This is a genomic window from Geomonas sp. Red32, assembly GCF_023652955.1.
GTDB lineage: Bacteria > Desulfobacterota > Desulfuromonadia > Geobacterales > Geobacteraceae > Geomonas.
Genome location: NZ_JAKLOY010000001.1, coordinates 1,371,918 through 1,395,124 on the forward strand (window position 1 = coordinate 1,371,918; position 23,207 = coordinate 1,395,124).

20 protein-coding genes are annotated in these 23,207 nt (G+C 62.2%); 15 read left to right on the forward strand and 5 right to left on the reverse strand.

Annotated elements, in window-relative coordinates; genetic code table 11:
• Positions 1–302 precede the first annotated feature (302 nt).
• The 3 genes from L4X63_RS05980 (at position 303) to L4X63_RS05990 (ending at position 5,212) form a co-directional block, all read left to right on the forward strand.
• Positions 303–3,905 carry a DUF748 domain-containing protein gene (locus tag L4X63_RS05980; RefSeq protein ID WP_250677670.1) on the forward strand — a complete coding sequence of 1,201 codons (3,603 nt, stop codon included), beginning with the start codon at positions 303–305 and terminating at the stop codon, positions 3,903–3,905.
• 198 nt (positions 3,906–4,103) lie between these two features.
• A complete protein-coding gene (locus L4X63_RS05985; protein WP_250677671.1) occupies positions 4,104–4,769 on the forward strand; it encodes a DUF1318 domain-containing protein in 666 nt (221 codons plus the stop codon).
• A gap of 281 nt (positions 4,770–5,050) precedes the next feature.
• Positions 5,051–5,212: a hypothetical protein gene (locus tag L4X63_RS05990; protein ID WP_250677672.1), complete on the forward strand. Its 162-nt coding sequence runs from the start codon at positions 5,051–5,053 to the stop codon at positions 5,210–5,212.
• Between the two features lie 163 nt (positions 5,213–5,375).
• Here the strand turns inward: L4X63_RS05990 and L4X63_RS05995 are convergent, their stop codons facing one another.
• The 3 genes from L4X63_RS05995 to uppP all read right to left on the reverse strand — a co-directional run bounded on the left by L4X63_RS05995 (position 5,376) and on the right by uppP (position 7,457).
• Complete coding sequence (locus L4X63_RS05995) at positions 5,376–5,840, reverse strand: hypothetical protein (protein WP_250677673.1); 465 nt, start codon at positions 5,838–5,840, stop codon at positions 5,376–5,378.
• Between the two features lie 17 nt (positions 5,841–5,857).
• Positions 5,858–6,559, reverse strand: a complete 702-nt coding sequence (gene radC, locus L4X63_RS06000) for a RadC family protein (RefSeq protein WP_250677674.1) — start codon at positions 6,557–6,559, stop codon at positions 5,858–5,860.
• Positions 6,560–6,644: 85 nt separating this feature from the next.
• Positions 6,645–7,457: an undecaprenyl-diphosphatase UppP gene (gene uppP / locus L4X63_RS06005; RefSeq protein WP_250677675.1), complete on the reverse strand. Its 813-nt coding sequence runs from the start codon at positions 7,455–7,457 to the stop codon at positions 6,645–6,647.
• Between the two features lie 197 nt (positions 7,458–7,654).
• On the opposite strand from uppP, the gene L4X63_RS06010 reads away from it, so the two are divergent.
• Together L4X63_RS06010 and L4X63_RS06015 are read left to right on the forward strand one after the other, a co-directional pair.
• Positions 7,655–8,272 carry a DUF47 domain-containing protein gene (locus L4X63_RS06010; protein WP_250677676.1) on the forward strand — a complete coding sequence of 206 codons (618 nt, stop codon included), beginning with the start codon at positions 7,655–7,657 and terminating at the stop codon, positions 8,270–8,272.
• A complete protein-coding gene (locus L4X63_RS06015) occupies positions 8,265–9,266 on the forward strand; it encodes an inorganic phosphate transporter (RefSeq protein ID WP_250677677.1) in 1,002 nt (333 codons plus the stop codon). Before L4X63_RS06010 ends, L4X63_RS06015 begins: the two co-directional genes overlap by 8 nt.
• A gap of 594 nt (positions 9,267–9,860) precedes the next feature.
• Here the strand turns inward: L4X63_RS06015 and L4X63_RS06020 are convergent.
• Positions 9,861–10,355 (reverse strand): DUF2062 domain-containing protein, encoded by a 495-nt coding sequence (locus L4X63_RS06020; RefSeq protein WP_250677678.1) that lies wholly within the window; start codon positions 10,353–10,355, stop codon positions 9,861–9,863.
• Between the two features lie 150 nt (positions 10,356–10,505).
• On the opposite strand from L4X63_RS06020, the gene proB reads away from it, so the two are divergent.
• The 9 genes from proB to L4X63_RS06065 all read left to right on the forward strand — a co-directional run bounded on the left by proB (position 10,506) and on the right by L4X63_RS06065 (position 19,051).
• Positions 10,506–11,630 (forward strand): glutamate 5-kinase, encoded by a 1,125-nt coding sequence (gene proB / locus L4X63_RS06025; protein WP_250677679.1) that lies wholly within the window; start codon positions 10,506–10,508, stop codon positions 11,628–11,630.
• 384 nt (positions 11,631–12,014) lie between these two features.
• Positions 12,015–13,271 carry a glutamate-5-semialdehyde dehydrogenase gene (locus L4X63_RS06030; RefSeq protein WP_250677680.1) on the forward strand — a complete coding sequence of 419 codons (1,257 nt, stop codon included), beginning with the start codon at positions 12,015–12,017 and terminating at the stop codon, positions 13,269–13,271.
• Between the two features lie 140 nt (positions 13,272–13,411).
• Positions 13,412–14,062 (forward strand): nicotinate-nucleotide adenylyltransferase, encoded by a 651-nt coding sequence (gene nadD / locus L4X63_RS06035; protein WP_250677681.1) that lies wholly within the window; start codon positions 13,412–13,414, stop codon positions 14,060–14,062.
• Positions 14,052–14,438 (forward strand): ribosome silencing factor, encoded by a 387-nt coding sequence (rsfS, locus tag L4X63_RS06040; RefSeq protein WP_250677682.1) that lies wholly within the window; start codon positions 14,052–14,054, stop codon positions 14,436–14,438. Before nadD ends, rsfS begins: the two co-directional genes overlap by 11 nt.
• Positions 14,435–14,899, forward strand: a complete 465-nt coding sequence (locus L4X63_RS06045) for a 23S rRNA (pseudouridine(1915)-N(3))-methyltransferase RlmH (RefSeq protein ID WP_250677683.1) — start codon at positions 14,435–14,437, stop codon at positions 14,897–14,899. Before rsfS ends, L4X63_RS06045 begins: the two co-directional genes overlap by 4 nt.
• Before the next feature lie 72 nt (positions 14,900–14,971).
• Positions 14,972–16,510, forward strand: coding sequence for a 2,3-bisphosphoglycerate-independent phosphoglycerate mutase (gpmI, locus tag L4X63_RS06050; RefSeq protein ID WP_250677684.1), 1,539 nt, complete (start codon positions 14,972–14,974; stop codon positions 16,508–16,510).
• A 226-nt stretch (positions 16,511–16,736) separates the two neighbouring features.
• Complete coding sequence (locus L4X63_RS06055) at positions 16,737–17,399, forward strand: flavodoxin family protein (RefSeq protein WP_250677685.1); 663 nt, start codon at positions 16,737–16,739, stop codon at positions 17,397–17,399.
• A gap of 26 nt (positions 17,400–17,425) precedes the next feature.
• Entirely contained in the window at positions 17,426–18,079 is a 654-nt protein-coding gene (locus L4X63_RS06060; protein ID WP_250677686.1) for a lactate utilization protein, read from the forward strand.
• Positions 18,080–18,328: 249 nt separating this feature from the next.
• The gene (locus L4X63_RS06065; RefSeq protein WP_250677687.1) at positions 18,329–19,051 is read left to right on the forward strand and encodes a ComFC family protein; all 723 of its coding nucleotides are present in this window, start codon (positions 18,329–18,331) and stop codon (positions 19,049–19,051) included.
• Positions 19,052–19,199: 148 nt separating this feature from the next.
• Here the strand turns inward: L4X63_RS06065 and L4X63_RS06070 are convergent, their stop codons facing one another.
• Positions 19,200–21,692, reverse strand: coding sequence for a helicase C-terminal domain-containing protein (locus L4X63_RS06070; protein ID WP_250677688.1), 2,493 nt, complete (start codon positions 21,690–21,692; stop codon positions 19,200–19,202).
• 349 nt (positions 21,693–22,041) lie between these two features.
• On the opposite strand from L4X63_RS06070, the gene mnmL reads away from it, so the two are divergent.
• The gene (mnmL, locus tag L4X63_RS06075) at positions 22,042–22,965 is read left to right on the forward strand and encodes a tRNA modification radical SAM protein MnmL/YtqA (protein ID WP_250677689.1); all 924 of its coding nucleotides are present in this window, start codon (positions 22,042–22,044) and stop codon (positions 22,963–22,965) included.
• The last annotated feature ends 242 nt before the right edge of the window (positions 22,966–23,207 follow it).

Genomic DNA, 23,207 nt, shown 5'->3' on the forward strand with positions numbered 1-23,207 from the left:
TCGCGTTTGCTGATACACTGCATGCCGGTTCTCACCACGAAGGAGCCGATGAGTCCACTTGATTTCTGAGCTGCATCCCAAAGCCGGCGGGGAGACTTGGCACTTCATTGCTTCGTTGCCGCCTTCCCCCACCCCCTGCCCCCCTCCCTCAGGGGGAGGGGGACTTGGAGATCGGCATTGGTGGGGAAGGGGGAAGTGGAAGGCCGGTGCAGGTTAAACGGGTGGGGGTTGACCTTTCATTGGCTATGGGGTAAATCCCCTGTTATCATTGATGAAAAGACTGGCGGTTTCGGGCGGGGATTATGGGGCAGGCTGTAGAAGAGGAAAAAAGGGTGAAGGGGGGGAGACGGTTCGGGCGCATCGCTGCGATGGCGTTCCTCCTCTCGCTCCTGGTGGCGCTCGCCGCGCTCGCCATTTACCTCGCCTCGCCGTTTCCTGCCGCCCACCTCTCCCGGCTGATCCGCTCCCAGTTGCACCAGGACTTCACCATCTCCTCGCTTCACCTCGAAGGGGGGAGCATCGTCCTCGTCAAGGTCCGCCTCGACAACCCTCCCGGTTTTCCGCCCCGTCCGCTGCTCGCCGCCGACCGCGTGCTGATCGCACCGAGTTGGGGAGATCTCATCCGGGGGAACCAGCGCTTCCGGCAGATAGTCATCGACGGCGTCACCGTCGACCTGGAAAAGGATGCGGCCGGAACCTGGAATTTCTCGAACCTCCAGCGCTATCTCGCCAGCCGCAAACCCTCCCCCAAGGAGACGGTGATCGGCGAACTCTCCATCCGGGGCGGGTCGCTGAAGGTGCAGGGAGAAGGGGTGGACGGCATCTCCCTCTCGGTCCGCAACGTCGCCACCAAGGGCTCCGGGAGCTCCACGGTCAACTTAGCCTTCGAGGATCCCGCCCATAACGCCTATCTTCTTAAGGGGACCGCACGCGCCGGGGCCGAGCCTGCCGTCGATCTCTCCCTGACCGCCCCCTCGCTCTCGCTCCAGGAAACCGCGGCCTGGCTGAAGATGAAAAACGCCCAGCTTCTCAAGGGGGGAAAGGCCTCGCTCCAGGTGAATGCCACCTTGCAGCGCTCGGTGCTTTCGGCGGCCGGAGACCTCCGTCTTTCCGGCGTCCGCCCTCCGGTCAAGGGGGCTCAGCCGGTCAACGGTGCGCTTCATGTCTCGGCCGGTTACGACGCCTCGAAGGATTCCCTTCACCTCAGCGAGGCGACCTTCTCCCTTTCCAAGCTTTTGAAGCTCCACGCGAAGGGGACGGTGGAAGGCCTGAAGGGGCGGCGTGCCTATGCGTTTTCGGTCGCCATGGACGAGGTCGATCTGGCCGCCATCGCGCTACTGGTGCCGAATCTCGATCTCAAGGGGATGGAGGCCGGCGGCAAGCTGCGCTGTGACTCGCTGACGCTCGCGGGGGATCGCTCCGGCCTCGCAAACCTGACGGGACTTCTCACCCTGCGTGACGGCACCCTCTCCCGCGGCGAACGCCTGCTGGCCGAAGGGGTCAACGGCAGCATCAACTTCGCCCGCCAAAAGGGGGGGATCGCGACGGCCGCGGAGCTCTCGGTAGCGGGGAATCATCCCGCGGCGCTGGTCAATGCCCTGAAGCTCCCGCTCAAAGCCACCCTGTCGCCCAAATTCAAACCGGTCCGCGCCGAAGCTTCACCATTCTCCGCGGCCGTTTCCGGAATCCCCGTCACCGGCCGCCTCTCGTTCGATGCTGGCGCCGCCCGCCCCCTGGCTGCCAGCCTCAACTTCCCGCCGACCCGGGCCGCCAACCTCAACGAGCTCCTAGGCCGGTACGGTATCAAGGCCGACGAGGGGACCGTTTCGCTGGCGGCAGAGCTCTCCGGAAAAGGGGCCAACGACTTCGCGGCGACCGCCCGCCTCGCCGTCCACGACCTGCGAGGCCAGAGCGGGAAAAAAGCGATCGGGGCCGGATCCGCAGCGGTCACCCTCGCCCTCAGCCGTGCGGCGGGGAAACTATCCCTCGACGGCAATGCCGACTTGGGACGCCTCGCCGTCGATACCACAAAGGGCGATGCCCGTTTCCACTTCCAGCTGGCCAACCAGGTGCTCACCCTTCAGGATGCCCAGGCCGAGGTGGGCGGCGTCAAGTTGGCGATCAAGCAGCTGACCGCGGCGGTTCCCAAGGCCGAGCCGGTGGAAAAGGGGAAACGCTATCCGTTGCAGGGAGCATTCAACGGCGTCAGAGTCACCCGCGGCGACTGGGACGTGAGCGAGATGGCGGGGACGGTGAAGGGGAGCTACCTCGCCGCCGGGGATGGCCGGTGGCTGGAAGGGGGAGCCGACGTCAGCGCGGGCGGAGTCGACTTCAAGGGAAAACGCCTGGGCGCCCCCGCGCTCCATGCGACCTTTGCCAGATCGGGTGCCAGCATCACCGCTGGTGGCGACCTTCTCGGCGGCAGGCTCTCCGGATCGGTCGCGCTTGATCCTTTCGCCGCGGCCGCCGGTACCGGGTTCGACCTCGCCGTAGCCAAGGCCCGCGTCGTCGATGCCCTCCAGTGGTCGGCTCCCGCGGCTCCCTCGCGGGCCCGCCCGAGCGCGGGGACCGTCGATGTGAGCTGCAAGGGGCACTATTCCACCTCGGACGGGTTCGTCTGCAGCTTCGATTCCGCCGGGGAAGGTATCGCCCTCTCCGGCGCCGGCGGCAAGGCCCTGGTGTCCGGTGCGGCACTTACCCTCAGCGGAAGCCTGGCCAAGGGGGATCTCACGGTAAAGGAAGGGACCCTCGCCCTCGGCCCGGCCTGCAAGGTGGTGGCCAGTGGCCAGGTGAACCAGGTCTTCAAGCCGGAGCGGCAGGGAAAGCTGGTCGCCACCCTCCCGCGCACGCAGGTGAACGGCGTCATCGATCCCCTGGTGAATCTCCTCCCGCGCTCGCTCCAGGAGGGAAACCTCGACGGCTCGCTCTCGGCAGCGGCGGAGATCGCCTTCGCCCAGGGTGCCAAGCTGCTGCAGGGAACCGTCACCATCGACCACGGCAGCTTCGAGGTCCCCGCCCAGAAACTCTCCTTCGGCGAGATCAACGGCAGCATCCCCTTTTCCCTGGATCTGTCGGGGAGCGGAACCATGCGCCCTCCGGAGGTTACCGCCTACAACCGGGAAAACTATCCGCGTCTGTTCCCGCAGTTGGCCGCCGACCCCGGGCGCGGCGAGACCTTCACCATAGGAAAACTGTCGCTGGGGTCGCTTAAGATGGGGGCGCTCTCCATGAGGCTGGTGGCGGAGAAGGGGGTGACGGAGATCACCAAGTTCCGCACGACCCTTTTCCAGGGGACTCTGGTCGGCAAGGGATACCTGACCCTCTCGGACCGTCTCCTCTTCCGGACCGATCTGCTGATCAACGACCTGAGCCTGAAGACCCTGTGCAGCATGTTCCCGGCCATCTCCGGCTACATCTCGGGGCGCGTGGACGGAGTGGTCAGCCTGAGCGGCAAGGGGGGAAGCCTTGCCGGGATGACCGGGTTCACCGATGTCTGGGCGCGGGAAGGGGGAGGCGAAAAGATGCTGGTCAGCAAGGAGTTCCTCCAAAAGCTCGCCAAGCAGAAGCTGGGCGGATTCTTCTTCCGCTCCGACCGCGAGTACGACCGGGCGGAGATCAAGGCGATGCTGCAGCAGGGGGATCTCTCCTTCGAGTCGCTCATCATCGAGCACACCAACATGGTCGGGGTGCGGGATTTGAGCGTGTCGATCGCCCCGGAACAGAACCGGATCGCCTTGGACCACCTGCTGGATTCCATCAAGGAGGCGGCGGTGCGCGGCAAAGGTGGCACGGCGAAGCAGCCGGAAGCGGCGAGCCCGACCTCGGCCCCGGCGGCTGCGCCCGCGCAGGCACCCCAGGGGCAGGAGGCAGCGCCGCCGGCGACGGAATTTAAGTGGGGAGAATAGGGAAGGGGAGGGAGCGACCAGGGAGGGGCGGTTGAGGGGAGGGAGGGTTTAAATGAGAAGAGGGCGTGGTATATTCTTAGGCTGAATCGTTTAGGCAAAAAAAGGAGCTTTTGGGGTAACCCAAGTGGTTTGGTTTATCCGCGAAAATCCGTAAAATCCGCGTCATCCGCGTTCTAAGCTTTTTGCATTGGAGGTGTCATGAAAAACATTTGGAAACTGATCCTGGCCGTGGCCTGCTTCTTCCTCGCCGCCTGTGCGGTCATCACGGTCAACGTCTATTTCCCGGAGAAGGCGGCCAAGGAGGCTTATAAATCCCTGGACGACATGCTCCTTAAGCCGGCCGACAAGGGTGCGCAGCCGTCGGCCACGCCGCCCGCCCCGGCCCCGGCGGCTCCGGAGGCGGCCAAGCCGCAGAGCAGTCTGTTCAACGAGGTGCCGTCGTTCTCGCTGGTCGGCTCCGCCTACGCGGCCGAAAACGAGGCCGATACCCTGGCCATCGAGCTCTCCAGCATGCCAGAGGTGGTGAAGGCCTACGACGACATGAGCCGCCGCCTTCCCCTTATCCATCAGCTCTTCGCCAACGGCGCCATCGGGATCTCCAACCAGGGGCTCGTCAGCGTGCGGGACAAATCGAAGGTGACCGCCCAGGACCAGGCTCAGATCGCCGCCGAAAACCAGAGCCGGAAGACGGTGGTGATGAGCATGGCCAAGGCGATCCTGAAACTCAGGAAGGAGAAGGAGAGCCAGGCCGCCATCAACCAGGTGATGCCGAAGGCGGCCGCCACCTTTGCCGAGACCAGGCAGGAAGGTGCCGAGCCCGGCTGGTGGATCCAGTTGCAAAACGGCCGCTGGGTCCAGAAATAGGTGTCAAGCTGTGCAAATTCTGAACTGCTGTACGAAGTGTGAAAGTGCCTGACCTGCCGTCGTTTTGTTCCCAGTCCGGCTGACGCGAAGGTGTCATGAGTTCAAAAGTTGCGGGGATGACACCTTCAGCCGTCATCCTTTGAACAATAAAAATCCCTCAAGTTATCAGTAACTTGAGGGATTTTTTCGTCTGGTGGAAAAATTGGCACCGGTTTTGTAGATAGAAAGTACAAGAGCGGCACGTTGCTAAAGTTGAACAGCCGCCGGTAACGAGGACTCAGATGCAGAACGTGATTTACATAGACGAGTACCGGTCGAACCGGCAGGCCAAAGCCGACAAGCTCACCAAAGCAGGACCGGTCAAGCCTCTCCCCAGCCCCCAGCGCATCTGGGAGCTGCTGGATAGAAACATCAGCATCGACGTCTGGAAAAAGAACAACTAGCCGCAGCAGCTAATACCAACAAGAAAAAAACGCAGGTCCCCAAACTTTTGCGCCGGTGGGAGTTCTCCTTCCTTCCGGCGCCTTTTTTTTGCCTGGAGATCGGGCCCGGTCAGGAAATCATGTCGCGGAGGTCGGAAACCTCGGTGGGGTACGCCCAATTCTTTTAGCCTACACGGAAGCGGGCGAGGGTGGCCCGGGCGTGGGGGCTCGACAGGTCGGGGTTGATCTCGATCTCGAGGGCTTCGACGCCGGGGAGATCGACATCGTAGCTCTCCTGCTCCGTGGTGGTGCCGGGGGGGCTGAAGTTGAACTGTTGACGGACGATCTCCTGCAACTCTCCCCCACCGTGGCCCCATCGGATGACGAACTCCTGGGTGCGCGGGTGCTCGGGCTCCTTGATGGTCAGCGCGATCACCCTGATATGTTGGGGCTGGTCGAACTTGAGCCGGATCAGCTGTTTGCCCGGAGTTGCCGCCCGCCACCCTTCCCCGACCGGCGGCACCAGGGCCGCCTCGATGGGATGGGACGGGTCCTCGGAGGTGACTTCGACCCGGGCGATGGCGTCGAGATTGAGGCAGCGGACCGTTTCCTGGTGATTCTCCTGCAACGGGACGATGGTTTTTCGCATGGGATCTCCTTGTAGGACTAGATGTGGCCTCTCTCTGCGAAGCTGTAGAAGGCACCTTCGCCGATGATGATGTGATCGAGCACCTTGATCCCCATTACCTCTCCCGCATCCCGCAAACGCCTGGTAACCTCCAGGTCTTCGGGGCTGGGGGTGGGATCGCCGGTGGGGTGGTTGTGGAGCAGGATGATGGCGGCGGCCGACTCGCGCACCGCCACGTTGAAGACTTCCCGGGGGTGGACGATGCTCTGGTTGAGCGACCCCTCGGAGACCCGGATCCGCTTGATGATGCGGTTCTTGCCGTCCAGGAGGAGCACCATGAAGTACTCTTTGCGGATATCCCTGAACTCGTAGTCGAGGTCGGAGAACTGCTCGTAGACCTGCAGGGCGGAGGTGAAACGGGTAAAGGATTCGATGGGGCGCTGTTCGCCGCGCAGACGGCGGGCGAGGTCGAGGGCGGCCTTGACGGAGCTCGCCTTGGCGGGGCCCAGCCCCTTGATGCGCTGGATTTCGGCGCAGGAGGCGTCGGAGAGGGAACGAAGCGATTGGAATTCGGCGAGGAGGTCGCGCCCGAGGTCGAGGGCGCTGCGGCTGGTGGCGGCGTCGCCGCTGCCGATGATGAGGGCGAGGAGCTCGGCATCGCTCAGGGCGGTGCAGCCGTGCTGGAGCAGCTTTTCACGCGGCCGCTCGCTTTGCGGCCAGCTTTTGATTCCCCCCTTCATCCCCACCTCCAGCCGTCGCCGAATAATGAAAATTAAGCTTACCTAACTTAATAAGCTTTGCCAGGGTGGGGGGCTTATTTTTCCTTTAGTAGCCGAGGAAGATGAGGGTGAGGGCGCCGCAACCGGCCAGCAGGCGGTACCAGAAGAACGGGTACAGGGAGTCCCGCTGGACGAGTTTCAAGAGGAAGGCGACGCTCAGATAGCCGAAGACGGCGGAGGTGGCGATCCCGATGGCGAGCGGGGCGGCTTCGCCGGCGGGGATGCCTGCTTTCACGAGGTGGCCCACCTTGAGGATGGCGGCTCCCGCCACGATGGGAAGCGAGATGAGGAAGGAGAAGCGGGCCGAGGCCTCGCGGTTGAAGCCGAGCAAAAGGGCGGCGGTGATGGTGATGCCGGAACGGGATACGCCGGGAAGAAGCGCCAGGCACTGGGCGAGCCCGATGATGATGGCGTACTTGAGGGTCATCCGGTCCACCCGCCACCTCTTGGCGCCGGTGGTGTCGGCGAAGGCGAGCAGCACCCCGAAGCCAATCAAAAGCGCCGCGATGGTAGCCGGGCTTTTGCGGAACATCTCCTCGATCGGTCCCTCGAGGGTCTTACCCACTATCGCTGCGGGGATGGTGGCCGCCAGGATGTAGTAGGGGAGCCGTTTGGCCGGGGTGTTGGCCCCTTCCTTGAGGGAGGCGAGGAAGCTTCCGAACAGTTCGAGAATGTCCCGCCAGAAGTAGAGGGCGAGGGCGATGAAGGTTCCCAGGTGAAGGGCTACGTCGAAGGTGAGCCCGGATTCGGGCCACTTGAGGAATTTGGGGATCAGGATCAGATGGCCGGAGCTACTGATGGGAAGGACCTCGGTGAGGCCCTGAACGGTGCCGAGCACGGCGGCGTGAATCGGGTTCATGTGGGTGTAGCTCCTGCCTATCTGATTAAAATCCCGTGCAAGATAAGCGAAACACCCCCGGAAATCAAGGGATAAAGGGGGGGGCTTCATTAAAGGCCGCCGTATACCAAATTCACACTGTCAACTTTGTTGCGAATGTGTTATATCTACACGGTTTTGTTACACAGACTGGGCCAGAGGCCGCAATCGGAGGAGCAATGTTCGGGTTGATACCTAAGGATGAGAAGTTTTTCGCCATGTTCAGGGAGATGTCGCACAACATCGTGCAGGGAGCGGAACTTCTCAAGGACATGCTGGACAATTTCAGCGATCCCGCCACCAGCCAGCGCAAGATCAAAGAGGTTGAGCACAAGGGCGACACCATCACCCATGACATCATCAAAAAGCTCAACAAGAGCTTCGTGACTCCCTTCGATCGCGAAGACATCTACGCCCTCTCCTCGGCCCTGGACGACATCCTGGACCTGATCGACGCCTCCGCGCAGCGGGTGGTGATGTACAACGTCGAGAAGCCGACCCCGGAGTCGAAGGAACTCGCCTTCCTGATCCTCAAGTCCTGCCAGACTATCGACAAGACCGTTGCGGTCCTCGGCGGCAAGCTCGAGCCGATCAGCGCCTACTGCATCGAGGTCAACGCGCTCGAGAACGAGGCCGACCGCGTCTGCCGCGAGGCGATCAGCCGCCTGTTCGACGAGGAGAAGGACCCGATCCAGCTCATCAAGTGGAAAGAGATCTACGAGACGCTGGAGACCGCCACCGACAAGTGCGAAGACGCTGCCAACATCTTAGAAAGCGTGGTGGTAAAAAATGCCTGAGACGACGCTCGTACTTCTGGTCGCCGTGATTGGTTCGGCGCTGTTGTTCGACTACATCAACGGTTTCCACGACACCGCCAACGCCATCGCCACCTGCGTATCCACCCGTGCCCTTTCGGTGCGGGCGGCGATCATCATGGCGGCGGGGCTGAACTTCGTGGGGGCGATGATCTCCACCAAGGTGGCATCCACCATCGGCAAGGGGATCGTCGACGCCAACAACATCACCCAGGTCGTGGTACTGGCCGGCATCCTCGGCGCCATCGTCTGGAACCTGATCACCTGGTACTACGGACTCCCTTCCTCCTCGTCGCACGCCATCATCGGCGGCCTGGTCGGATCGGTGGTGGCCCATGCCGGTTTCGGCGCGCTGCACTGGAAAGGACTGCAGAAGATCGTCACCGTACTGCTGGTTTCTCCGGTCGTCGGTGCCATCTTCGGTTTCCTGTTCATGGTCGGCATGATGTGGACCTTCCGGAACAGCGCTCCCTACGGACTCAACAAGAACTTCCGTAAGCTCCAGATCCTCTCCGCCGCCGTCATGGCCTTCTCCCACGGGACCGCCGACGCCCAGAAATCGATGGGGGTCATCACCATGGCGCTCGTGAGCTATGGGACGCTCGCCACTTTCGAGGTGCCGACCTGGGTCAAGATCGGCTGCGCGATCGCCATGGCGCTCGGGACCGCCGCCGGCGGGTGGAGGATCATCAAGACCGTCGGTCACGACTTCGTGAAGCTGCAGCCGGTACACGGCTTCTGCGTAGAGACCGCCTCCGCGGGCGTCATCCTGGGCGCTGCCGCCATGGGGCTTCCCACCAGTACCACCCACGTCATCACTTCCGCCATCCTGGGGGTCGGTCTGTCCAAGAGGATGTCGGCGGTCAACTGGGGGGTAGCTTACCGGATCGTCGCCGCCTGGGTGATCACCATCCCGGCGTCCGCCTTCATGTCGTTCATGCTGTACACCGTGGTGACCCCATTTTTGGGAAGATAGGTCGCGGGTGACATGAAATGAAAAGCGCCGGAGCGTTAGACGCTGCCGGCGTTTTTTTATTTGGTAAAACCGGATTAGAACGCGGATGACGCGGATGACGCGGATGACGCGGATTGAGCGGATTGAGCGGATTGACGCGGATTGACGCGGATTGACGCGGATTGACGCGGATTGACGCGGATACGGCAAAGACAGGGACGGAAGATCTTGGGGGAAAGGCTAAGGCAAGGGACGAATAGAACACGGATGACACGGATTGAACGGATTGACACGGATACGGCAAAGGCAGGGACGAAAGATCTTGGGGAAAGGCTAAGGCCAAGGGACTGATGGAACGCGGATGACGCGGATTGAGCGGATTTACGCGGATACGGCAAAGGCAAAAACGGAAGATCTTGGGGGAAAGGCTAAGGCAAGGGACGAATGGAACACGGATGACACGGATTGAACGGATTAACACGGATACGGCAAAGGCAGGAGCGAGGCTTTTGAGGCAAAGGCTTTGGGGTTACCCCTAAAGCTTTTGAAGGTTTATCCGCGTAAATCCGCATAATCCGCGGTCATCCGCGTTCAAACGGTTTTGACGTTATAGATCTAATCGAGCTCTTCCCCGACTTCATCCATTTCCTTGTCCATCTCGGCCTGGGCGGCGTCTTTGGCGCGGAACCTGACCACAAGATAGTAGCAGATGAAATAGGCGACTATCGCGGCCAGGAAGCCCAAAATGGAACTGCCGAGGATGATCGACTTGGCATACTTGGCGAGGTTGTGCCACTCGAGCCCCCCCTGAAGCGCCTGCTGCGGGAGCTCGTTGACACTCCGCCCCCTGAGGAACCTTCCCAGCTTATAGCTCACCCCGAGAATGGGAACTACGGTGATCGGTGTGTTAACCCAGGCTCCAGTGATGCACGTGATCTTGTTGAGTCTGAAGATGAAGGCGGCTGCTATGGCAAGGGGGGTATGAAGTCCGAAGAACGGGGTGAAGCTGATGAAAACTCCGACGGCAAAGCCGGCTGCTATGTGACCGGGATGGCTGTCTAGTGAGAGAATGGTGTATATTCGTTTTTTCCAGAGCGATTTGTTAAGCAATAGGTCACCTCAGTGTGGCGCCGACAGTCTAAAGACCCGTCTGCAGTTTGTCAAATCATTTGAGCCACATCCAGTGATGGCGTTTGCCATGAGTTTGGAAACGTGCTACTATCCCGTTTTTTAAAAAACTATCATGATGAGACAGCTTCGATGCGCAAGGAACTGCTAAGAAAAGCCAGAAGGATCGTGATCAAGATAGGGAGCGGCGTGCTCGCCGACGCCTCCGGTGAGGGGATCTCGGCGGAGTTCCTTAACGGGCTCGCCGGGGAGATCGCCCGCCTCAGGGAGAAGCACCTGGAGATCGTCATCGTCTCCTCCGGTGCGGTGGCCGCCGGCCGCTCGCTCTTGGGGCTGACGGACCGCCCGAAGACGCTGCCGCAGAAGCAGGCTGCCGCCGCGGTGGGGCAGTCCCGGCTGATGCGGGCCTACGAAGAGGCCTTCTCGGCCTTCGGGCTGACGGTCGCCCAGATCCTCCTTACCCGGGACGACTTGGCCAACCGTCGACGCTTCCAGAACGCGCGCGGCACGCTCGACACGCTGCTCGCTTCCGGGATCGTCCCGGTCATCAACGAAAACGACACCGTGGTGGTGGACGAGCTGAAGTTCGGCGACAACGACAACCTCTCCGCCTTGGTCACCAACCTGGTGGAGGCCCAGCTCCTTCTCATCATGACCGATATCGACGGGCTCTACACCGCCGACCCACGCAGCAATCCCGACGCCACCCTCATCGGCCAGGTCCGGACCATCACCCGCGAAATGGAGCGGGGTGCTGGCGGGAGCGGCAGCAGCGTCGGTACCGGCGGGATGGCCACCAAGCTGGCCGCCGCCAAGAAGGTAACCAAGGCGGGCGGCGGCGCGGTGGTGTTTGCGGGCAAGACCGGCGGCAACCTCTCGCGGGTCATGGCTGGGGAGGAGATCGGTACTTTCTTCCTTCCCGCCGGCGATGCCTTGAACCGCCGCAAACACTGGATCGCCTACACCTTGAGGCCGACCGGCACGCTGATGGTGGATGCCGGGGCGCGCGAGTTCGTCGGGAAGAAAGGGAAGAGCCTGCTCCCTTCCGGAATCGTGAAGGTGGAGGGACGCTTCGCCCGCGGCGCCTGCGTGAAGGTGGTGGGGCCGGACGGGACGGAGTTCGCCCGCGGCCTCGTCGACTACTCGAGCCAGGAGATCGAGCTGATCAGCCGGCACAAAAGCAGCGAGATCGAGCAGATCCTCGGCTTCAGGTATGGGGACGACGTCATCCATCGGGATAACATGGTCGTTCTCTAACGGCAAATCCCCCCTGTATAAGCCCTCCCCCTCCCTTGATGGGAGGGGGAACTTTGAGTCTCTCGTCGGGCTAAAATCCCCCCTGTCCCCCCTTCGCAAAGGGGGGGACCTCACGCAGGCACTCTCCCCTCCCCTGGAGGGAGGGGCTAGGGGGTGGGGGAAGCATCCACGGAGCGCCGAGGCCAGCCTCAAAGGTTATGGCCTCACCGGCTAAAATCCCCCCTGTTCCCCCCTTCGCAAAGGGGGGGACCTCACGCAGGCAACGCTCCCTCCCTTTCAAGGTGTATAGACGGGGTCATGGGGAGGGTTGGGGTGAGGATGGGGTTGGTGTACAATAAATGAATCCGCTTTTCCGCAGGTTTTAATGTTTCCGGAGGTACCGTAATGTCCGTAGCCGAAAAGATCGCTTCCATCGCCGCTGCCGCCCGGCAGGCTTCTTTCGCCATGGCGAAACTATCCACCAGCGTCAAAAACGACCTCCTGATGGATATGGCCACGGCGCTCGTCAATAATGCCGCCCACATCGTCGAGGAGAACCGCAAGGACCTCGAGGCGGGCCAGAAGCGCGGGCTCTCCGCCGCCATGCTCGACCGCCTGATGCTGGACGAGAAGCGGATCAAGGGGATGGCCGACGCGATACACGAGGTCGCTGCCCTGCCGGATCCGGTCGGCGAGGTGACCAACATGTGGAAGCGCCCCAACGAGCTGATGGTCGGCAAGATGCGGATCCCGCTCGGGGTCATCGGCATCATCTACGAGTCGCGCCCGAACGTCACCTCGGACGCCGCGGCCCTCTGCCTCAAGAGCGGCAACGCGGTGGTGCTGCGCGGCGGCTCGGAGGCGATCTACTCCAACATGGCCATCGCCCGCTTCCTCAAGGAGGAGCTCACCAAGCGGAACATCCCCGAGGCGGCGCTCTCCATCATCCCGTTCGTCGAGCGCGAGGGGGTCGAGGAGATGCTCAAGCAGGAGGAGTTCATCGACGTCATCATCCCCCGCGGCGGCGAGAGCCTGATCCGCTTCGTGGTGGAGAAGTCGAAGATCCCGGTCATCAAGCACTACAAGGGGGTCTGCCACGTCTTCGTGGACGCGAGCGCCGACTTCGAGATGGCGAAAAACATCGTCATCAACGCCAAGACCCAGCGCCCCGGCGTCTGCAACGCCCTGGAAACGCTCCTGATCCACCGCGACATCGCCGAGAAGTTCGTCCCCTTCATCTTCGACGTGCTCTCCGAGCTGAAGGTCGAGCTGCGCGGCGACGAGGCATTCTGCCGGTTGGCCCCGAAGGCGACCAAGGCGGTGGAAGAGGACTGGGCGGCGGAATTCCTGGATCTCATCCTGGCGGCGGCGGTGGTGGACGACATGGACGCGGCCATCGATCACATCAACCGCTACGGCTCGCTCCACACGGAGTCGATCATCACCTCGGACTACGGCAACGCCCAGCGCTTCATCCGGGAGGTCAACTCCGGCGTGGTGATGGTCAACGCCTCCACCCGCTTCTCGGACGGCAACCAGCTTGGCCTGGGCGCCGAGATCGGCATCTCGACCACCAAGCTCCACTCCTTCGGGCCGATGGGACTTACCGACCTCACCACCACCAAGTTCATCGTCTACGGCGAAGGACAGGTTCGGGCGTAGCATCTTGTTCCCCCTCCACCTGAGGGAGGGGGCTAGGGGGTGGGGAAAGCATCCACGGAGTGCCCAAGGCTGGCCTCCCCCCCACCCTGACCCTCCCCCTCAAGTGGGGAGGGGAGGTATTCCAAAGGGACAGAGGCGGCATGAAAACCGGGATACTGGGCGGGACCTTCAACCCGATTCATAACGCGCACCTCAGGATCGCCGAGGAGGCGCGGGACTTGTTCGGCCTGGACCGGGTGATCTTCATCCCGGCCGCGACGCCCCCCCACAAGCCCACCGTCGGCCAGCTCTCCTTCGCGAGCCGCCTGGAGATGGTGAAGGCGGCGGTGGCCGACAATCCCGCCTTCGCGGTCTCCAACATGGAAGGAGTGCGCGGCGGGAGGTCCTATTCCATCGATACCTTGCGGGAGCTCAAGGAGAGATACCCCGAGGACGAGATCTACTTCATCGTCGGAGCCGATTCCTTCAACGACATCTCCACCTGGCGGGAATACAAAGAAATATTCGGTATTTGCCACCTGATCTGCGTGCAACGTCCGGGATCCACCATCGACAGCCTGGCCAAGGCCCTCCCTGTTGCCTTGGCCCCGGAATTCTGTTATGATCCCGCGGCTAATCGTCTTAATCACGGCTCGGGACACTGTGTCTACGCGCTCAACGGTGTCCTCTTGGACATCTCTTCAAGCAAGATCCGCAAGCTGGTCAGGGCGGGTCGCTCGATCCGCTACCTGGTACCGGCGGCGGTCGAACATTACATCAAGGAACAGAGGTTATACATCGATGCAAGATAAAGTGGCGATGCCGGTCGAGGAGAGAGCCATCAAGTGCGCGGCCTTCGCGCTAGACAAGAAGGCGCTCAACGTGAAGGTCCTGAACATCAGCAGGATCTCGAGCATCGCCGATTTTCTGGTCCTGGCCAGCGGCCGTTCGGACCGTCAGGTGCAGGCGATCGCCGACTCGGTCAAACAGGGCTTGAAGCCGTTCGACCACGCTCTCGATACCGAGGGGTACGACCAGGGGCGCTGGGTGGTAGTCGATTACGGCGACGTGATCGTTCACGTCTTCCAGGAGGAAGTCCGCGCCCTCTACAATCTCGACGAGCTCTGGAACCGCGCGGCCGAGATCGAGATTCCCGACGAATTCCAGTGGGAGAATAAGCAGGCGTGAGGCTGAAGCTCCTCTGGGTCGGCAAGACCCAGGAAGCCTGGGTCAAGACCGGCATCGACGAGTACGCCGGCCGGATTAAACGTTATGCCCCCTTGGAGATCCTGGAAGCCCGGGACGAGAAGGGGGCCGCGGCGCCCGCCATGCGGGAGAGGGAGTGCGAGAGGCTCGGCAAGCTCCTCCCCAAGGGGGCCCGCCTGGTGGTCCTGGACGAGCGGGGGGAGCAGATGACCTCCCCCGAGTTCGCCTCCTTCCTCTCCAAAAGCCGCGACCAGGGGATACAGGATCTGGCCTTCGCCATCGGCGGGGCCTACGGTTTCACCGACGGATTCCGCGCCCAGGCGTTCAAATCCATTTCGCTCTCTAAAATGACGCTTACCCATCAGATGGTCCGGGTGTTCCTGCTGGAGCAGATCTACCGCGGCTTTACCATCATGAACGGCGAGCCATACCATCATGAGTAGCGTGCGTGTTGCATCCAAATTAAGGTGAAGTCCTCTTCACCTTTTTTAATTTCTCGAGTGAGGGAGAAGACCATGGCAAAGAAACCGCTGCTGCTGATGATTCTCGACGGCTGGGGGATCAACCCCGTAACGGAGCATAACGCCGTCGCCCAGGCTAAGACCCCGAACATGACCCGTCTCTGTGCCGAGTATCCCGCCGGTGAGATCGACGGCTCCGGGATGGCGGTCGGGCTTCCCGCCGGCCAGATGGGGAATTCCGAGGTCGGCCACACCAACATCGGCGCGGGGCGCGTGGTCTACCAGGACCTGACCCGCATCTCCAAGTCGATCATGGACGGCGATTTCTTCGACAACGCGGCGCTCCTTGAGTGCATGGCCAAGTGCAAGGCGGGAAGCGGGCGGCTCCACCTCTCCGGCCTTCTCTCCGACGGCGGCGTCCATTCCCACGAGACTCACCTCTATGCCTTGATCGAGATGGCCAAGCGGCAGGGGATCAAGGAGATCTTCGTCCACTGCCTGATGGACGGGCGCGACACCCCGCCGCAGTCGGGGGGCGAATACCTGGCCAGGCTCGAGGCGCAGATCAAGAAGATCGGGGCGGGCAAGATCGCCACCGTGATCGGCCGCTTCTACGCGATGGACCGCGACAACCGCTGGGACCGCGTGGAGCAGGCCTACCGCGCCATCGTCATGGGCGAAGGGGAAAGGTATCCTTCCTCGGAAGCTGCCATCAAGGCGAGTTACGCCGCCAAGGTCACCGACGAGTTCGTGAAGCCTTCGGTGATCGCCGACAACGGGGCTCCGGCCGGGAAGCTTAGCGACGGCGACGCCTTCATCTTCTTCAACTTCCGCTCCGACCGCGCCCGCGAGATCACCCGCAGCTTTACCGACGCCTCCTTCTCCGGTTTCGAGCGTCCGGTCTTCCCGAAACTCTCCAGCTACCTCTGCATGACCACCTACGACGAGACTTTCGGGCTCCCGGTCGCCTTCGGCGTGGAGGAGCTGACCAACATCTTCCCGGAGGTCATCGCCGCGGCAGGGAAAACCCAGCTGAGGATCGCCGAGACCGAGAAATACGCCCACGTCACCTTCTTCTTCAACGGCGGCCGCGAGGCGCCGTTCGAGGGCGAGGACCGCGCGCTGATCCCCTCCCCGAAAGAAGTCACGACCTACGACCAGAAGCCGGAGATGAGCGCGTACCTGGTGACCGACGAGCTTATGAAGCGGCTCGACGAGGACAAGTACGACGTCATTATTTTGAACTTCGCCAACGCCGACATGGTCGGCCATACCGGCATCATGCCGGCCGCCATCCGCGCCGTCGAGGCGGTGGACGAGTGCGTCGGGAAGCTGGTGGAGAAGGTCCGCTCCAAGGGTGGCGTCACCATCATCACCGCCGACCACGGCAACGCCGAGATGATGGTGGACGAGACCGGCGGGCCCCACACCGCCCACACTTGCGACATGGCTCCGGTGGTGCTGGTGGACGATTCCCGCAAGAACGTAAAGCTTAGAAAAGGGGTGCTGGCCGACCTCGCGCCGACCATGCTGGCGATCCTCGGTCTCCCGCAGCCGAAGGAAATGACCGGCAAGAGCCTCATCGAGGGGTAAGCCGCCGGCTCCGTTTGCCCCCCCTCGAGAGGGAGTGCGGCGGACAAGGTGTCCATGATCGAAGAAAGTGCCCTTGCGTCCCCCCCTTTGTGAAGGGGGGACAGGGGGGATTTTTGACGCCGCGCCGGCTAACGGCACTTCGTTGAAACTTACCCCACCCCCTGACCCCCTCCCTCAAGGGGAGGGGGAATAAAGAGTAGCTACAACCGTTTCATAGGAGAACGTCTTGAAAATCATCGCCATCAACGGCAGTCCCCGCGGCATGAACGGGACCACCGGGAAACTTTTGGAAGAGGTCCTTGCGGGGGCCACCGAGGCCGGGGCGGAGGTCGAGATCGTCGAACTCTCCAAGACCCCCATTACGCCGTGCGTCGCCTGCGACCGTTGCCATGCGGTCGGCCCGTGCCCCCTTAAGGACGAGTACGAGGTGATCAAGGCCAAGATGGAGGCCGCCGACGCGGTCGTCCTGGCAAGCCCCAACTACATCTTCAGCGTCACCGCGCAGATGAAGTCTTTCATCGACCGCTGCAACGGTCTCGCGCACCGCACCGCCCTGGAAGGAAAATACGCCGTGGTGGTGGAAACCTCCGGCGGTGGCGGGGACGACGAGGTGCTGGACTACATGCTGCGCGTGGTAAACTCCTGGGGTGCCCAGTGTGTGGGGAAAATCGGCTCCCCCGGCATGGGGCCGCGGAAATTCCCGAACGAGGAGGCGCTTTTCGGCCAGGCGCGCACCCTCGGACGCGAGCTCTGCGCGAGTGTACGCGAACAGCGTCACTTCCCGGAGCAGGATGAGTGGCGGCTGGCCTTCAAGGCGCGGATGGAGCAGCTGATCGGTTTCATGAGAGAGTACTGGCCGTACGAACGCGAATACTTGGCGAAGCGGTAACTTCTACTACGAGAAAGGGGGGAGACATGAGCCAGACGGAAGAGTTGAACGATTGGGCGTATGCCCAGAAGTGCCACAAAGCTGTCGAGGGGCTGAAAAAAAATGGCTTCGACGCGGTCTTCTGCAAGAGCGGGGAAGAGGTCTTTCACTACATCGTCAACGAAGCGGAGTACGCCCACAGCATCGGTTTCGGCGGCTCTCTCTCCATCGCCGACCTCAAGCTTTCCGAAAAGTTGAAAGGGATGGGGAAAGAGATCCTCAACCACGGCCTGCCCGGGCTCACTCCCGAGGAAAAGCTCGCCATCACCCGCCGTCAGCTGACCTGCGACCTCTTCCTCACCGGAAGCAACGCGGTCACTCTCGAGGGCCAGCTGGTCAATATCGACGGCAACGGCAACCGCGCCGCCGCTATGTTCTTCGGCCCGCTCAAGGTCATCGTGGTCGTCGGGAGGAACAAGCTCGTGGACGGCTCCGTCGAGGACGCCATCCACCGGGTGAAGACGTACGCCTCTCCGCCCAACGCCAAACGTCTCAACCTCTCCACCCCCTGCACGGTGACCGGTTTCTGCGGAGACTGCAACTCGCCGCAGCGGATCTGCCGGGTGACGACCATCATCGAGAAGAGACCGCGCAATACCGACATCCGCGTGCTGGTCGTCAACGAAGATATGGGATTGTAGACAAAATATTATGATGTGCTAATCTTCTTCTACCCCTGAAGTCGAACGATCCTGTAATGGCCCTCCCCGAAGTCCTTCGCGGAGGGCCGCTTTTTGTCTCCAAAGTCCCCCTTGATAAATGGGGATTTAGGGGGATTTACCTCTCGATCAGTCAACGTCAAATCCCCCCTGTCCCCCCTTTGACAAGGGGGGGACGTTGTTTCGGCAACTGTCCCCGATATTCCGCAATGACTCCTCCGCGAGGTGTCCATGCTCCTCCCACGCTCTCTGCTGGATATCCTCTTTCCTCCCCTTTGCCACGCCTGTAGATCCTTCATTCCCCTGGCTGGCGAGATCCTGATCTGTCCCGAATGTCTGGAGAAAACGTCCTTCCTCGTAGGCCCGCTTTGCACCATCTGTGGCACTCCCTTCACGACGGAGAAGGGGCGCGGTCACCTCTGCGGAGACTGCCTTGGGCGGCTGCCGCTCCATCGCTCGCGCTCGGCGGTGGTGTTCGCCGGTCCGGTGCGGGACCTCATCCACGGGTTCAAGTACGGAAACCGGGTCCATCTCGCCGATCCCTTGGCCATTCTGATGGCGGGGGCGCTGGCTTCATTCCGGGAGGAGGCCCGGCCGGAACTGATTCTGCCGGTTCCGCTGCATAGAAAGCGATTACGGGAGCGGGGCTTCAACCAGGCTCAACTGCTGGCCAAGGTTCTGGAGAAGCGGTGGCGGGTGCCGGTGGAGACGGGTAACCTGCGGAGGATTCGGTGGACGGATCCGCAGACGACGCTCGACGCGGAGGCGCGCTGGCTCAACGTCTCCGGTGCCTTCGAGGTCAAAAACGGCAAGCGGCTGGCGGGGAAGCGGGTGATGCTGGTGGATGACGTCCTCACGACGGGGAGCACGATGAGGGAATGCGCTGAGGTCCTGCTGGATGCGGGCGTGGCGGAGGTCGTGGCGGTGACGGTGGCGAGGGGTGGGGTGCAGTAGGGGCGAACGGCAAATCCCCCCTGTCCCCCCTTTGACAAGGGGGGGACTTGAGGGCTCCGGCGGTGGAGAAGGGGCGAGAGTTAAAAAAGGGGGACAGGTTACACGAGGGGGACAACGGGCACCTTGCGGTGTCAGGCCTCTCCCACGTTTAGCCTTGGGCGAAGAAGGCTTCCATCCTGGCGCAGAGGGCGTCCTCTTCCCCTTTCTCGACGGTGACGCCGTGGAGGGCGGTGAGAAAGACGCGGCCGTAATTCTTGGTGAGGACGCGGGAGTCGAGGATCAGCACGGCGCCGCGGTCTTCCTTGCTCCTGATCAGCCGGCCGAACCCCTGCTTGAACTTGATCACCGCCTGCGGGACGGTGTAGCTCATGAAAGGATCGCCCCCCATGGCGGTAATGTGCTCGCTCCTCGCCTCCAGGATCGGCTCGGTCGGTACCCGGAACGGGAGCTTGGTGATGACCACCAGCTCCAACCCTTTCCCCTGCACGTCCACCCCTTCCCAGAACGAATCGGTGCCGAAGAGAACCGGATTGACGGCGGCCCGGAACTTGGTCAAAAGCAGGTGCCGGTTGGTCTCCCCCTGCCGCATCGGCGCGAGCCCGGCGGCCTTGAGAGGCTCGTTGAGCCGGTTACTGACCTTCACGAGCAGATCGTAGGAGGTGAAGAGCACGAAGGCCCGCCCTTGGGAGATCTTGAGCGCCTTGAGCAGATGCTCGCAAAGGCGCGCCTCGAAGTGGGCGGACGCGGGCTCGGGCATGTCGGAGGGAACCGCCACGAAGGCCTGTTTCGCGTAGTCGAAGGGGGAGGGGAGGAGGAGCTCGCTCACCTTCTCCTTGGGGAGCTGATCGATCCCGCAACGCTTCTTGAGGAAGTCGAACTTCTCGCCGACCGCCAGCGTGGCAGAGGTGACGACCACGGTACGGAAATGGTCGAGGATGGCCTTCTTGATGGAATCGGCAACCTCCAGGGGGGATGAACAGAGCTTGGCGGCCGGCCCTTTCTTGAGCTCGAACCAGCGGCAGAACTCCTCTTCCCGGGTGGTGAAGAACCTGAGTGCCGCCACCGCGGTCTCCATCCTGAGCTTGATCCCCTGCAGGTCCGCCAGCGGCCCGGCGAGTTTTTCGAGCACCTTGTCCTGCAGCCGGTCGCATCCCTTCAAAAACGCCTGCATGGCGGAAGCGTATTCCCCCAGCGCCTTGCAGATCTCCTCGATGTGGACACTCACCTCGGCCCAAAGCGGCGTCGTGTAGATACCGGGAGTCACCCGCAGCTTCTGCTCGGTCCCCTTCATCTTCAGCTTCTTCATGAGGGCGTCGGCGATGGCGTCCATCCCCCGGGTTACCGTGTCGAGAACCGCCACCCGTTTAGGAATCAGGCGCCCTTCCAGCACCTCGGCGATTTCCAGGTAGAGGTCGTCCTGCGACTCGGGAACGGCGGCGGAGAGCTGGGTGGAGAGCTGGGGAAGCACGCCGCGGTGGGATTTCTTGGGATGCTGGAGCTTGCCCATGAGCTTCACCAGGGCGAGCCGGGAGACCTGGCTGGAGAGGAAGCTGGTGGCGACATCCTCCAGGTGGTGACCCTCGTCGAAGATCAGCCGCGAGAAGGGGGGGAGAATGGCGGTGGCGTCGTAGCCGGTCTCCTGGCGCACCGAGAGGTCGGCCATGAGGAGCGCGTGGTTGACCACCAGCACATCGGCTCCGGCTGCCTCGCGGCGGGCCTTGTAGAAGAAGCAGCGGGCGTAGTTGGCGCATTTGACACGGGTACACTGGTCCGCCTCGCAGCAGACTTCCTCCCAGACCTCGTCCTTGGGAATGAAAGAGAGGTCGCTGCGGCAGCCATCCTCGGTCTTCTTGCTCCAGGCGACGATGGCGTCGAGCTCCTGGGCCGCTTCGTCCTTGAAGAGGGAGGCGTCGGCGGCGTTCATCTGGAGCTTGCGGAGGCAAAGGTAGTTACCGCGCCCCTTGACCAGCACGGCGCGGAACTTCACCCCGGCGTGCTCCTGGAGAAAGGGGATATCCTTCTGGATCAGCTGTTCCTGGAGGTTGATGGTGTTGGTGGAGACCACCACCCGCTCCTTGTTGCGGACCGCCCAGAGCGCGGCGGGGAGGAGATAGGCGAGGGACTTGCCGGTGCCGGTGCCTGCCTCGACGACGGCCACCCGCCCCTCGTTGAAAGCCTCGGCCAGCAGGAGGGCCATCTTGGTCTGTTCGGGACGGTGCTCGTAGCCGGGGAGCGATCCGGCGAGCTCGCCATCGGGGGCGTAGAAGCGCTCGATCTCGGGGTAGCTCAGCCGCTCGATGCTCTTGCGGGCGAAAGGGGCGACGACCTGGTTGCAGCGCTCGGCGTGGTTGTCGATGATGTAGAAGCCGATCCCCTGGTTTCCCAGCAGGGAGGCTATCTCGACGTCGGGCTGGGAGGGGGTGAGGTTGCCGGAGGGGTGGTTATGGATGACGACATCGCCGAAGGTGGCGGCGATCATGATGGCGGGGACTGCATCGCGGTTGCCACGGGCCAAAGCCTCGACTTCGACTACCACCCGGGCTTCGTCGGTACGACCTAAAAAGAAGACTTCGTTGCCTTCCGCTTCACTGATTGACGCACGAAGCTGCTTGATAGCTTCCGCCGAAAAACATCTTTGCATAGTGGATGAAAATACAGGGTTCGGCCGGGAGGCGCAACAGAAAAGGGCGATCTAGCGGGAAAGTTCGGGCCTTCAGGTTCCCCCCTTTGCGAAGGGGGGACAGGGGGGATTTTTACCGGCGACAGTCATTGCCGAGGCGCAGGAAGAGGCACCCCTCCGGAAAGTCCCCCTTTGAAAAAGGGGGATTTAGGGGGATTTGCTGTAGCCGGTGAGTTGGGCAGAACCAAATCCCCCCCGCCCCCCCTTTTTTCAAAGGGGGGAGTGTCAAACGGAGAGGGACTTGCCGATAGCGGGGATAGCCTTTCCTTGGGCCACCAACCTGTGGTAGAAGAACCGTCTGGGGGAACGGATGGATCATCGCTACAACGCATTTTCCGACGAGCTGAAACGGCTCTTCGGCTGCAAGGTTCAGAGGCTGTCGGTGGACGCCGGGTTCACCTGCCCGAACCGGGACGGGAGCCTCGGGGGCGACGGCTGTTCGTTCTGCGGCGGGAAGGGGTCGGGTTCCTACGGTATCCTGCGGGGCTCGGCCGTAGCGGAGCAGCTCGAGCACTCCAAGGAGGTCATGGTCCGCAAGTACAAGGCGGCCAAATTCCTCGCTTATTTCCAGTCGTATTCGAATACCTATGGGCCGGTGGAGCGCCTTAAAGAGGTCTACGACCAGGCGCTGTCGGTCCCCGACGTGGTGGGGCTCGTCGTGGGGACCAGGCCCGATTGCCTCCCGCCGGACGTCCTCGACCTCCTCGCCGGCTACGCGAAACGCTGCTATTTCTGGCTGGAGCTTGGCCTGCAGTCTCCCCTGGACCGGACCCTCGACGCCATCAACCGGGGACACGACGTCGCGTCCTTTACAAGGGCCGTAGAGGAGTGCAAGAAGAGGGGAATCCGGGTCTGCGCCCACCTGATCCTGGGGCTTCCGGGGGAGAGCAGGGAGGAGATGCTGTCCGGAGCGGAGTTCGTCAACGCCGCCGGGGTGGACGGGGTGAAGATCCACCTGTTGCACGTGATGCGGGGGACCCGGCTTGCCGAGGAGTATGGGCGGGGGGAGGTCACGGTGATGGATCGGGATCAGTACGTCGGGCTTGTCTGCGATTTCCTGGAGCGGCTCGATCCCCGGATCGTGGTCCAGCGGCTCACCGGGGACGGCAACCGGCAGGACTTGATCGCGCCCCTCTGGTCGCTGAACAAGTTCGAGGTGCTGAACTGCATCGACAACGAGATGGAGAGGCGGGGGAGCTGGCAGGGAAAACCAAGGACAATGGAACGCGGATGACGCGGATTGGGCGGATTAACGCGGATCAGGCAAAGGCAAAGACTAGATCAAAAGCAATGGAACACGGATCAAATCTGATGTAACGGATAAAGGCGGATTAGGCTTTAAATCTTTTTTTACTCAATCAGAAGCTAAAATGATGAAAGGCGGATCACCCGAGAGGGGACCCGCCTTGTCTTGTTTTAAGGGGTAACTCTAAAAGTCTTTATCCGTGTACATCTGTTACATCAGATTTGATCCGT

What these genes read in the sequence shown, in the direction of transcription:
- L4X63_RS05980 (WP_250677670.1), top strand. Translation starts at nt 303, where the DNA reads ATGGGGCAGGCTGTAGAAGAGGAAAAAAGGGTGAAGGGGGGGAGACGG.
- L4X63_RS05985 (WP_250677671.1), top strand. Translation starts at nt 4,104, where the DNA reads ATGAAAAACATTTGGAAACTGATCCTGGCCGTGGCCTGCTTCTTCCTC.
- L4X63_RS05990 (WP_250677672.1), top strand. Translation starts at nt 5,051, where the DNA reads ATGCAGAACGTGATTTACATAGACGAGTACCGGTCGAACCGGCAGGCC.
- L4X63_RS05995 (WP_250677673.1), bottom strand. Translation starts at nt 5,840, where the DNA reads ATGCGAAAAACCATCGTCCCGTTGCAGGAGAATCACCAGGAAACGGTC.
- radC (WP_250677674.1), bottom strand. Translation starts at nt 6,559, where the DNA reads ATGAAGGGGGGAATCAAAAGCTGGCCGCAAAGCGAGCGGCCGCGTGAA.
- uppP (WP_250677675.1), bottom strand. Translation starts at nt 7,457, where the DNA reads ATGAACCCGATTCACGCCGCCGTGCTCGGCACCGTTCAGGGCCTCACC.
- L4X63_RS06010 (WP_250677676.1), top strand. Translation starts at nt 7,655, where the DNA reads ATGTTCGGGTTGATACCTAAGGATGAGAAGTTTTTCGCCATGTTCAGG.
- L4X63_RS06015 (WP_250677677.1), top strand. Translation starts at nt 8,265, where the DNA reads ATGCCTGAGACGACGCTCGTACTTCTGGTCGCCGTGATTGGTTCGGCG.
- proB (WP_250677679.1), top strand. Translation starts at nt 10,506, where the DNA reads ATGCGCAAGGAACTGCTAAGAAAAGCCAGAAGGATCGTGATCAAGATA.
- L4X63_RS06030 (WP_250677680.1), top strand. Translation starts at nt 12,015, where the DNA reads ATGTCCGTAGCCGAAAAGATCGCTTCCATCGCCGCTGCCGCCCGGCAG.
- nadD (WP_250677681.1), top strand. Translation starts at nt 13,412, where the DNA reads ATGAAAACCGGGATACTGGGCGGGACCTTCAACCCGATTCATAACGCG.
- rsfS (WP_250677682.1), top strand. Translation starts at nt 14,052, where the DNA reads ATGCAAGATAAAGTGGCGATGCCGGTCGAGGAGAGAGCCATCAAGTGC.
- gpmI (WP_250677684.1), top strand. Translation starts at nt 14,972, where the DNA reads ATGGCAAAGAAACCGCTGCTGCTGATGATTCTCGACGGCTGGGGGATC.
- L4X63_RS06060 (WP_250677686.1), top strand. Translation starts at nt 17,426, where the DNA reads ATGAGCCAGACGGAAGAGTTGAACGATTGGGCGTATGCCCAGAAGTGC.
- L4X63_RS06065 (WP_250677687.1), top strand. Translation starts at nt 18,329, where the DNA reads ATGCTCCTCCCACGCTCTCTGCTGGATATCCTCTTTCCTCCCCTTTGC.
- L4X63_RS06070 (WP_250677688.1), bottom strand. Translation starts at nt 21,692, where the DNA reads ATGCAAAGATGTTTTTCGGCGGAAGCTATCAAGCAGCTTCGTGCGTCA.
- mnmL (WP_250677689.1), top strand. Translation starts at nt 22,042, where the DNA reads ATGGATCATCGCTACAACGCATTTTCCGACGAGCTGAAACGGCTCTTC.